The sequence below is a fragment of the Streptomyces sp. NPDC047706 genome (assembly GCF_043204795.1).
Lineage (GTDB): Bacteria > Actinomycetota > Actinomycetes > Streptomycetales > Streptomycetaceae > Streptomyces.
In genome coordinates this window covers 60,904-70,680 of record NZ_JBIDCW010000007.1, presented here as the reverse complement: position 1 = coordinate 70,680, position 9,777 = coordinate 60,904, and the positions used below count along the sequence as shown (strand labels likewise).

Below are 9,777 nucleotides of genomic sequence, written 5' to 3'. Positions count from 1 at the left end.
GCGCACCCGGAAAGACGAATCGAGGCAGTCTGCCCCAACCCCGAGATCATCATGCGACCGGGTCCGGCGCCGTGGTGATCCCGTACTCCGCCAGCTTCGCCTTGCCGCCGTCGGGGGCCGTCAGGACCAGCGGGCCCTGCTCGGTCAGGGCGATCGAGTGCTCCCAGTGGGAGGACCAGGTGCCGTCGGTCGTGATGACCGTCCAGTCGTCCTTCAGGACCTGGGTCCTCGGGGTGCCGAGCGACACCATCGGCTCGATCGCCAGGCAGAGACCGGGCACCAGCTTCGGGCCCTTGCCCCGGCGCCGGTCGACGTAGTTCAGCAGGTGCGGATCCATGTGCATCTCGCTGCCGATGCCGTGGCCGCCGTAGTCCTCGATGATCCCGTAACGCCCGCCGCCGGGCTTCGGCTGGCGGCGGATGTACGTCTCGATGGCCCGGGAGATGTCGACGAGCCGGTTGCCCGGCTTCATGGCCGCGATGCCGGCCCACATCGACTCCTCGGTGACCCGCGACAGCTCGATCAGCTCCGGGGCGTGACCTGAGCCCACGAAGGCCGTGTACGCCGCGTCGCCGTGCCAGCCGTCGATGATCGCGCCGCAGTCCACGGAGATGATGTCGCCGTCCTTGAGGACGACGTCCTCGGACGGGATGCCGTGGACGACGACCTCGTTGACGGAGGTGCAGATGGTCGCGGGGAAGCCGCCGTACCCCAGGAAGTTCGACTTGGCCCCGTGCTCCGCGAGCACCTTGCGAGCGACCTCGTCCAGATCCTTCGTGCTGGCCCCGGGCACCGCCGCCGCCCGCGTGGCCGCGTGGATGGCGGCGACCACCAGCCCGGCCTCACGCATCTTGGCGATCTGCTCGGGACTCTTGATCTGCACCATGAAGACGACGGCCTTTCTTGGACCGGGAAGGAACGGACTGCTTCCACGATACGGGGCCGCCGCGGCTGCCCACCCACGCAGCGGCCGCGGCCCCTGTGAGGGAACCGCGGCCGTGACCACGTACGAACGACTACTGGGCGTCGTCCTCGCGCTTGAGCGCCTCCAGGGCGCGCCCCGTGACCTCGTCGACCGCACCCATCGCGGAGATGGTCACGACCAGGCCCTGCGCCTTGTAGTAGTCGATGATCGGCTCGGTCTGCGTGTGGTAGACCTCGAGCCGCTTGCGCACGGTCTCCTCGGAGTCGTCGTCACGCTGGTACAGCTCGCCGCCGCAGACGTCGCAGACGCCCTCCTTCTCCGGCGCGCTGTACGTCACGTGGAACACGTGCGCGGAGTCCTTGCGGCAGATCCGCCGCCCGGCGATCCGCTTCACGACCTCTTCCTCGGGGGCCTCCAGGTCGAGCACGGCGTCCAGGGTGATGCCCTCGCTCCGGAGCAGCTCGTCCAGCGCCTCGGCCTGCGAGACGTTGCGCGGGAAGCCGTCCAGCAGGAAGCCGTTCTGCGCGTCCGGCTGCTCCATGCGGTCCTTCGCCATGGCGATGGTGACCTCGTCCGGCACCAGGTTGCCGGCGTCCATGTACGACTTCGCCAGCTTGCCGAGCTCCGTCTGCCGACTGATGTTGGCCCGGAACAGGTCGCCCGTGGAGATGTGCGGGATCGACAGGTTCTTGGCCAGGAACGCGGCCTGCGTTCCCTTCCCGGCACCCGGCGGCCCGACGAGGACGATTCGCATCAGCGGAGGAACCCTTCGTAATTGCGCTGCTGGAGCTGGCTCTCGATCTGCTTCACCGTCTCGAGGCCCACACCCACGATGATCAGGATGCTGGTCCCGCCGAACGGGAAGTTTTGGTTTGCCCCGAAACCAGCCAACGCCGTCGTCGGCACGAGAGCGATCAGACCCAAGTACAGCGAGCCCGGCCAAGTGATCCGGTTGAGCACGTAGGAAAGGTACTCAGCGGTCGGTCGGCCAGCCCGGATGCCCGGGATGAAGCCACCATACTTCTTCATGTTGTCCGCGACTTCCTCGGGGTTGAACGAGATGGCCACGTAGAAGAAGGCGAAGAAAATGATCAGGAAGAAGTAGAGAACGATGTGCAGCGGGGCGTCCGGCAGCGCGAGGTTCTGCTCGATCCACGTCTTCCATCCGGCGTTCCCACCGGAGAACTGCGCGATCAGTGCCGGGATGTACAGCAGCGACGACGCGAAGATCACAGGGATGATGCCCGCCTGGTTGACCTTCAGCGGGATGTACGTCGACGTACCGCCGTAGGCCCGGCGGCCGATCATGCGCTTGGCGTACTGCACCGGGATGCGGCGCTGGGCCTGCTCGACGAAGACCACCAGGCCGACCATGAAGAGGCCGACGAGGACGACCGTGCCGAACTCGATCCAGCCGTCGGCCAGGGAGCCCTGCTGCTTGATGGCCCACAGCGCGGAGGGGAAGGTGGCGGCGATCGAGATGAACATCAGGATCGACATGCCGTTGCCGATGCCGCGGTCGGTGATCAGCTCACCGAGCCACATCACGACGGCCGTACCGGCGGTCATCACGATGACCATGGTGACGGTCACGAAGATCGACTGGTCGGGGACGATCTGGCCGGCCACCGGGCAGCCGGAGAAGAGGGCGCCGCTGCGGGCGGTGGCGACGAGGCCGGTGCCCTGGAGGATGGCGAGCGCCACGGTCAGATAACGGGTGTACTGCGTGATCTTCGCCGTACCGGTTTGGCCCTCCTTCTTGAGGGCTTCGAGGCGCGGGATCACCACCGTCAGGAGTTGCAGGATGATGCTCGCGGTGATGTACGGCATGATGCCGAGCGCGAAGATCGTGATCTGCAGCAGGGCGCCGCCGCTGAACATGTTGACCAGACCGAACAGACCCTGGTTGCCCTTGGCTACGTCGATACAGGTCTGGACGTTCTGATAGTCGACGCCCGGAATCGGAATGTGCGTGCCGACCCGGTACACCACGATGATGCCGAGCGTGAAGAGCAGCTTCTTGCGCAGGTCGGGCGTCTTGAACGCCCGGGCGAACGCGGTGAGCACGGTGCCTCCTGCGACCCCCGCGCATCTGCGTCAAGGGTGACGGTCTTGAGGTTCCAATAGAACAACGACATGGATAACGGTCAACTGCCGCTCAAAGTGCCCGAGGTGCGGCAGCTGTGAAAGTTGGCAGTGCAGGCCACCTTACCCGCGGGACTGCCACCCTTGGAACGACCAACCGGGGATACCCCATTTGTGGGGTATCCCCGGTCGGGATCGTTCAAGTCATCGAGACGCCTGTTGCGTTCAGACGAGCTCGGTGACGGTACCGCCGGCGGCGGTGATCTTCTCCTTGGCGGAGCCGGAGACGGCGTCGACCGTCACCTGCAGCGCCACGGAGATCTCGCCCTGGCCGAGGACCTTGACGAGGCTGTTCTTGCGAACGGCACCCTTGGCCACCAGACCCTCGACGGTGACCTCGCCACCCTCGGGGTAGAGCGCGGCCAGCTTGTCGAGGTTCACGACCTGGAACTCGGTCTTGAACGGGTTCTTGAAGCCCTTCAGCTTCGGAAGACGCATGTGGAGCGGCATCTGGCCACCCTCGAAGCGCTCCGGAACCTGGTAACGGGCCTTCGTACCCTTGGTACCACGACCGGCCGTCTTACCCTTCGACGCCTCACCACGACCCACACGGGTCTTGGCGGTCTTGGCGCCCGGGGCGGGACGGAGGTTGTGGATCTTGAGCGGGTTCTGCTCCGCCATGATCAGTCGACCTCCTCGACCGTCACGAGGTGGCGGACGGTGTGCACCATGCCGCGGAACTCGGGGCGGTCCTCCTTGACGACCTGCGTGTTGATGCCCTTGAGACCAAGGGAGCGCAGGGTGTCACGGTGGTTCTGCTTGCTGCCGATGTAGGACTTGACCTGCGTGATCTTGAGCTGCGCCATGACCTACGCACCCGCCCCGGCACGCGCACGGAGAAGAGCCGCGGGGGCGACGTCCTCGAGCGGCAGACCACGGCGGGCCGCGATCTCCTCGGGACGCTGCAGGCCCTTCAGGGCCTCCACGGTCGCGTGCACGATATTGATGGCGTTGTCGGAGCCGAGCGACTTCGACAGCACGTCGTGGATACCGGCGCACTCGAGCACGGCACGCACGGGACCACCGGCGATAACACCGGTACCCGGCGACGCCGGCTTCAGGAGCACGACACCGGCAGCCTTCTCGCCCTGGATCGGGTGCGGGATGGTGCCCTGGATACGGGGGACCTTGAAGAAGTGCTTCTTGGCCTCCTCCACACCCTTGGCGATGGCGGCCGGCACCTCCTTGGCCTTGCCGTAACCGACACCCACGGTGCCGTCACCGTCGCCCACCACGACCAGCGCGGTGAAGCTGAAGCGACGACCACCCTTCACAACCTTGGCGACGCGGTTGATCGCGACGACGCGCTCAACGTACGCGGTCTTCTCGGCGGCAGCTGCGCCGCCGTCACGGCCCTTCCGGTCCCGCCGCTCGCCGCCACCGGCACCGCCACCGCGGCGCTGGGGTCCAGCCATTGGAATTACCTCTCTCTGTTTCCGCTAGGACGGAACCGGCTCAGAACTTGAGCCCGGCCTCGCGGGCGGCGTCCGCCAGAGCGGCGATGCGCCCGGCGTACTGGTTACCACCACGGTCGAACACGACAGCCTCGACGCCGGCGGCCTTTGCGCGCTCGGCGACCAGGGCACCGACCTGCTTGGCCTGCGCGGACTTGTCGCCCTCGGCACCACGGATCGAGGTGTCCAGGGTGGAGGCCGACGCCAGGGTGTGGCCCTTCAGGTCGTCGATCACCTGCGCCACGATGTGGCGGTTGGAGCGGGTCACGACCAGACGGGGACGCTCGGCCGTACCCGAGATCCGCTTGCGGATCCGGATGTGACGGCGCTTGATCGAGGCGCGCTTGTAGGCGTCGCCCTTGAGGATCTTCTGCCCGTATGCCATGGCTTACTTACCCGCCTTTCCGACCTTGCGGCGGATGACTTCGCCCTCGTACTTGACGCCCTTGGCCTTGTACGGGTCGGGCTTGCGCAGCTTGCGGATGTTGGCCGCAACCTCGCCGACCTTCTGCTTGTCGATGCCCTCGACCGAGAAACGGGTCGGGTTCTCCACCTTGAAGGTGATGCCCTCGGGGGCCTCGACCAGGATCGGGTGGCTGTAGCCGAGCGCGAACTCGAGGTTCGAGCCCTTGGCCTGGACGCGGTAACCGACACCGCTGATCTCGAGCTTCTTCACGTAACCCTGGGTCACGCCGGTGATCATGTTCGCCACCAGCGTGCGGGACAGGCCGTGGAGGGCCTTGTTCTGACGCTCGTCGTTCGGGCGGGTGACGTTCAGGACGCCGTCCTCACCCTTGACGATCTCGATCGGTGCCACGACGGTGTGGGTCAGCTCGCCCTTGGGGCCCTTGACCTTGACCGTACGGCCGTCGATGGTGACGTCCACGCCGGCGGGAACCGCGATGGGGAGCTTGCCGATGCGCGACATAGCTGTTTCCTCCGTTCCCTTCCGTTACCAGACGTAGGCGAGAACTTCTCCGCCTACGCCCTTCTTGCCGGCCTGCTTGTCGGTGAGAAGCCCGTGCGACGTGGAGATGATCGCCACGCCGAGGCCGCCGAGCACCTTCGGCAGGTTGGTGGACTTCGCGTACACCCGGAGACCGGGCTTGGAGATCCGCTTGATGCCCGCGATGGAGCGCTCACGGTTGGGGCCGAACTTCAGCTCCAGGACGAGGTTCTTGCCGACCTCGGCGTCCTCGACCTTCCAGCCCGTGATGAAGCCCTCCTGCTGGAGGATCTCCGCGATGTGCGACTTGATCTTCGAGTGCGGCATCGCCACGGTGTCGTGGTACGCCGAGTTCGCGTTCCGCAGACGCGTAAGCATGTCTGCGATCGGATCAGTCATGGTCATGAATTGGCCTTCGGCCTCTCTCGCCGGGGTTTCCTGGTGCGCCATCCCTCTCCCCGATCCGAGACGGGACGGGTGCGGCGCGGTGGACCTACGGCGTAGTAAGTCGTACGGGCGGCAGACGCCCAACCCCACAAGCCTAAGGCATGCGGAGAAGGGCCTCTGCCGACCCAGATGCTTACCGAGAGCTTCAGGAATCCCCTATTACAGGGATTACCAGGAGCTCTTGGTCACGCCCGGCAGCTCGCCACGGTGAGCCATCTCACGAAGGCACACGCGGCACAGGCCGAACTTGCGGTACACGGAGTGCGGACGGCCGCAGCGCTGGCAGCGGGTGTAGCCACGCACACCGAACTTGGGCTTGCGAGCAGCCTTAGCGATCAGAGCCTTCTTCGCCATCTCGCTCACGCCTCCTTGAACGGGAAGCCGAGGTGACGAAGGAGCGCGCGGCCCTCAGCGTCGTTGGTCGCCGTGGTGACCACGGTGATGTCCATACCCCGGACGCGGTCGATCTTGTCCTGGTCGATCTCGTGGAACATGACCTGCTCCGTGAGACCGAAGGTGTAGTTGCCACGGCCGTCGAACTGCTTGGGGGACAGGCCGCGGAAGTCGCGGATGCGCGGCAGCGCGAGCGACAGGGTGCGGTCCAGGAACTCCCACATGCGGTCGCCACGGAGCGTGACGTGGGCACCGATCGGCTGACCCTCACGCAGCTTGAACTGCGCGATGGACTTGCGGGCCTTGGTGACGGCCGGCTTCTGACCGGTGATCGTGGTGAGGTCGCGGATGGCGCCCTCGATCAGCTTGGAGTCGCGGGCGGCGTCGCCCACACCCATGTTGACCACGATCTTGACGAGGCCGGGGATCTGCATGACGTTCTCGTAGGAGAACTCCTCACGCAGCTTGCCCGCGATCTCCTCGCGGTACTTCGTCTTCAGACGCGGAGTGGTGGTGGTAGCCATCAGATGTCCTCACCCGTCCGCTTGGCAACGCGGATCTTGTTGCCCTCGTCGTCGAAGCGGTAACCGACGCGGGTCACGACCTTGTTGCCGTCCTTCTCCACGACCAGCTGGACGTTGGAGACGTGGATCGGCGCCTCGGTGGTGACGATGCCGCCGGCCTGCGAACCGCGAGCCGTGGGACCGGCCTTGGTGTGCTTCTTGACCCGGTTGACACCCTCGACCAGGACGCGGTCCTCGCGGGGGTAGGCCGCGATGACCTTGCCCTGCTTGCCCTTGTCCTTACCGGTGATGACCTGGACCAGGTCGCCCTTCTTGATCTTCATGCTTACAGCACCTCCGGCGCGAGCGAGATGATCTTCATGAACTTCTTCTCGCGCAGCTCACGGCCGACGGGGCCGAAGATACGGGTGCCGCGAGGGTCGCCGTCGTTCTTCAGAATGACGGCGGCGTTCTCGTCGAAGCGGATGTACGAGCCGTCCGGACGGCGGCGCTCCTTGACGGTGCGAACGATGACCGCCTTGACGACGTCACCCTTCTTCACGTTGCCACCGGGGATCGCGTCCTTGACGGTGGCGACGATGACGTCACCGATACCCGCGTAGCGGCGACCGGAGCCACCGAGCACACGGATGCAAAGGATCTCCTTCGCACCAGTGTTGTCGGCGACACGCAGTCGCGACTCCTGCTGGATCACGTCTATCTCCTGGTTGTCTGCCGGTTCCCGGGGCGGGTGTCACAGTCGCACACCCGCCCCGAGCCTGGCGGAACGATGCCTAGGGGGTCCCCCTAGGAGGGATTACTTGGCCTTCTCGAGGATCTCGACGACGCGCCAGCGCTTCGTCGCGGACAGCGGCCGGGTCTCCATGAGGAGGACACGGTCGCCGACGCCCGCGGCGTTCTGCTCGTCGTGCGCCTTGAGCTTGTTCGTACGGCGGATGACCTTGCCGTACAGCGCGTGCTTGACGCGGTCCTCGACAGCGACGACGACGGTCTTGTCCATCTTGTCGCTGACGACAAGACCCTCACGGGTCTTACGGAAGCCGCGTGCCTCGGTGTTCTCAGTCACGTTGTTCTCGCTCATCAGGCGTTCTCCACCGTCTCGATGCCGAGCTCACGCTCACGCATGAGGGTGTAGATCCGGGCGATGTCCTTGCGGACCGCCTTGAGACGGCCATGGTTCTCGAGCTGGCCGGTCGCCGCCTGGAAGCGGAGATTGAACAGCTCTTCCTTGGCCTCGCGGAGCTTCGCCAGAAGCTCCTCGTTGCCCAGCTCGCGCAGCTCGGACGCCTTGGTACCGGCCGACATCACGCTTCACCTGCCTCGCGCTTGACGATCCGGCACTTCATCGGCAGCTTGTGGGCCGCACGGGTCAGCGCCTCACGGGCGATCTTCTCGTTGGGGTACGAAAGCTCGAACATCACGCGTCCGGGCTTGACGTTGGCGACCCACCACTCCGGGGAACCCTTACCGGAACCCATGCGGGTCTCGGCAGGCTTCTTGGTGAGGGGGCGGTCCGGGTAGATGTTGATCCAGACCTTGCCGCCACGCTTGATGTGACGGGTCATGGCGATACGAGCCGCTTCGATCTGGCGGTTCGTCACGTACGCCGGGGTCAGCGCCTGGATGCCGTACTCGCCGAACGCAACCTGCGTTCCACCCTTGGACATACCGTTGCGCTTCGGGTGGTGCTGCTTGCGGTGCTTGACCCTACGGGGGATCAGCATGTCGGTCAGGCCTCCGTTCCGGTGCTCTCAGCCGGAGCGGCAGCCGCGGGGGCCTCGGCCTTGGGGGCCTCGGAACCGGCAGCCTGCTGCGGCTTGCGACCGCGCCCGCCACGCTCGCCGCCACGGCCACCACGGGCCGGGCGGTCGGCGCCGCCACCGCGAGCCGGGCGGTTACCCGCACGGGCGGCAGCGTTCTCGGCGCGGACCTCGGCGATGTTCTTGACGTCGCCCTTGTAGATCCAGACCTTCACACCGATGCGGCCGAAGGTCGTCTTGGCCTCGAAGAAGCCGTAGTCCACGTTCGCGCGGAGCGTGTGCAGGGGCACACGGCCCTCGCGGTAGAACTCCGAGCGGGACATCTCGGCGCCGCCGAGGCGGCCACCGCACTGGATCTTGATGCCCTTGGCGCCGGCCTTCATGGCGGACTGCATGCTCTTGCGCATGGCCCGGCGGAAGGAGACGCGGGAGGAGAGCTGCTCGGCGACAGCCTGGGCGACCAGCTGGGCATCGGTCTCGGGGTTCTTGACCTCGAGGATGTTCAGCTGGACCTGCTTGCCGGTCAGCTTCTCCAGGTCGCCGCGGATGCGGTCGGCCTCGGCGCCGCGGCGGCCGATGACGATGCCCGGGCGAGCGGTGTGGATGTCGACGCGGACGCGGTCACGGGTGCGCTCGATCTCCACCTTGGAGATACCGGCGCGCTCCATGCCGGACGTCATCATCCGGCGGATGGCGACGTCTTCCTTGACGTAGTCCTTGTACAGCTTGTCGGCGTACCACCGGGACTTGAAGTCCGTGGTGACACCGAGCCGGAACCCATGCGGGTTAACCTTCTGGCCCATTACCGGGTTCCTTCCTTGCTGCTGACGACCACGGTGATGTGGCTGGTCCGCTTGCGGATCCGGTAGGCACGGCCCTGGGCGCGCGGCCGGAACCGCTTCAGGGTCGGGCCCTCGTCGACGTACGCCTCGGAGATGAAGAGGCTGTCGGCGTCGGTGTGGTCGTAGTTGTGCGCGGCGTTGGCAATGGCGCTGTCGAGCACCTTGCCTACCGGTACGGAGGCGGCCTGCGGAGCGAATCGCAGGACCGCCTGGGCCTCCGTGGCGTCCATGCCACGGATGAGGTCCACCACACGGCGGGCCTTCATGGGCGTGACGCGGATGTACCGCGCCTGGGCCCTGGCTTCCATGGTTGTCCCTTTCAGGTTTCTTTGTCTGAATGC

At 66.1% G+C, this 9,777-nt stretch carries 18 protein-coding genes; all 18 read right to left on the bottom strand.

Going from position 1 to position 9,777, the window contains the following annotated elements; translation table 11 throughout:
• Positions 1 to 49: 49 nt before the first annotated feature.
• The gene (gene map, locus ACGF8A_RS10615; RefSeq protein ID WP_393106368.1) at positions 50 to 886 is read right to left on the bottom strand and encodes a type I methionyl aminopeptidase; all 837 of its coding nucleotides are present in this window, start codon (positions 884 to 886) and stop codon (positions 50 to 52) included.
• Positions 887 to 1,016: 130 nt separating this feature from the next.
• Positions 1,017 to 1,679: an adenylate kinase gene (locus tag ACGF8A_RS10610; RefSeq protein ID WP_393106366.1), complete on the bottom strand. Its 663-nt coding sequence runs from the start codon at positions 1,677 to 1,679 to the stop codon at positions 1,017 to 1,019.
• The gene (secY, locus tag ACGF8A_RS10605) at positions 1,679 to 2,992 is read right to left on the bottom strand and encodes a preprotein translocase subunit SecY (protein WP_393106364.1); all 1,314 of its coding nucleotides are present in this window, start codon (positions 2,990 to 2,992) and stop codon (positions 1,679 to 1,681) included. Before secY ends, ACGF8A_RS10610 begins: the two co-directional genes overlap by 1 nt.
• 243 nt (positions 2,993 to 3,235) lie before the next feature.
• Entirely contained in the window at positions 3,236 to 3,691 is a 456-nt protein-coding gene (gene rplO, locus ACGF8A_RS10600) for a 50S ribosomal protein L15 (protein WP_023547373.1), read from the bottom strand.
• Positions 3,692 to 3,693: 2 nt separating this feature from the next.
• Complete coding sequence (rpmD, locus tag ACGF8A_RS10595; protein ID WP_003974250.1) at positions 3,694 to 3,876, bottom strand: 50S ribosomal protein L30; 183 nt, start codon at positions 3,874 to 3,876, stop codon at positions 3,694 to 3,696.
• Positions 3,877 to 3,879: 3 nt separating this feature from the next.
• The gene (gene rpsE / locus ACGF8A_RS10590) at positions 3,880 to 4,485 is read right to left on the bottom strand and encodes a 30S ribosomal protein S5 (protein WP_009190144.1); all 606 of its coding nucleotides are present in this window, start codon (positions 4,483 to 4,485) and stop codon (positions 3,880 to 3,882) included.
• A gap of 40 nt (positions 4,486 to 4,525) precedes the next feature.
• Positions 4,526 to 4,909: a 50S ribosomal protein L18 gene (gene rplR, locus ACGF8A_RS10585; RefSeq protein WP_393106361.1), complete on the bottom strand. Its 384-nt coding sequence runs from the start codon at positions 4,907 to 4,909 to the stop codon at positions 4,526 to 4,528.
• Positions 4,910 to 4,912: 3 nt separating this feature from the next.
• Positions 4,913 to 5,452, bottom strand: a complete 540-nt coding sequence (gene rplF / locus ACGF8A_RS10580; protein WP_393106359.1) for a 50S ribosomal protein L6 — start codon at positions 5,450 to 5,452, stop codon at positions 4,913 to 4,915.
• Between the two features lie 24 nt (positions 5,453 to 5,476).
• Positions 5,477 to 5,875: a 30S ribosomal protein S8 gene (gene rpsH, locus ACGF8A_RS10575; protein WP_015658459.1), complete on the bottom strand. Its 399-nt coding sequence runs from the start codon at positions 5,873 to 5,875 to the stop codon at positions 5,477 to 5,479.
• Positions 5,876 to 6,085: 210 nt separating this feature from the next.
• A complete protein-coding gene (locus tag ACGF8A_RS10570; RefSeq protein ID WP_003948630.1) occupies positions 6,086 to 6,271 on the bottom strand; it encodes a type Z 30S ribosomal protein S14 in 186 nt (61 codons plus the stop codon).
• 5 nt (positions 6,272 to 6,276) lie between these two features.
• Complete coding sequence (gene rplE, locus ACGF8A_RS10565) at positions 6,277 to 6,834, bottom strand: 50S ribosomal protein L5 (RefSeq protein ID WP_030788262.1); 558 nt, start codon at positions 6,832 to 6,834, stop codon at positions 6,277 to 6,279.
• Positions 6,834 to 7,157, bottom strand: a complete 324-nt coding sequence (gene rplX, locus ACGF8A_RS10560; RefSeq protein ID WP_030671805.1) for a 50S ribosomal protein L24 — start codon at positions 7,155 to 7,157, stop codon at positions 6,834 to 6,836. The genes rplE and rplX overlap by 1 nt, the downstream gene beginning before the upstream one ends.
• 2 nt (positions 7,158 to 7,159) lie before the next feature.
• Positions 7,160 to 7,528 (bottom strand): 50S ribosomal protein L14, encoded by a 369-nt coding sequence (gene rplN, locus ACGF8A_RS10555; RefSeq protein ID WP_003998823.1) that lies wholly within the window; start codon positions 7,526 to 7,528, stop codon positions 7,160 to 7,162.
• Positions 7,529 to 7,630: 102 nt separating this feature from the next.
• Positions 7,631 to 7,915 carry a 30S ribosomal protein S17 gene (gene rpsQ / locus ACGF8A_RS10550; RefSeq protein WP_004984524.1) on the bottom strand — a complete coding sequence of 95 codons (285 nt, stop codon included), beginning with the start codon at positions 7,913 to 7,915 and terminating at the stop codon, positions 7,631 to 7,633.
• Positions 7,915 to 8,139 (bottom strand): 50S ribosomal protein L29, encoded by a 225-nt coding sequence (gene rpmC, locus ACGF8A_RS10545; RefSeq protein WP_007494763.1) that lies wholly within the window; start codon positions 8,137 to 8,139, stop codon positions 7,915 to 7,917. The genes rpsQ and rpmC overlap by 1 nt, the downstream gene beginning before the upstream one ends.
• Positions 8,139 to 8,558, bottom strand: coding sequence for a 50S ribosomal protein L16 (rplP, locus tag ACGF8A_RS10540; protein WP_029380975.1), 420 nt, complete (start codon positions 8,556 to 8,558; stop codon positions 8,139 to 8,141). Before rplP ends, rpmC begins: the two co-directional genes overlap by 1 nt.
• 5 nt (positions 8,559 to 8,563) lie before the next feature.
• Entirely contained in the window at positions 8,564 to 9,397 is an 834-nt protein-coding gene (rpsC, locus tag ACGF8A_RS10535) for a 30S ribosomal protein S3 (RefSeq protein ID WP_393106356.1), read from the bottom strand.
• Positions 9,397 to 9,744, bottom strand: a complete 348-nt coding sequence (gene rplV, locus ACGF8A_RS10530) for a 50S ribosomal protein L22 (protein ID WP_003974262.1) — start codon at positions 9,742 to 9,744, stop codon at positions 9,397 to 9,399. The genes rpsC and rplV overlap by 1 nt, the downstream gene beginning before the upstream one ends.
• Between the last annotated feature and the right edge of the window lie 33 nt (positions 9,745 to 9,777).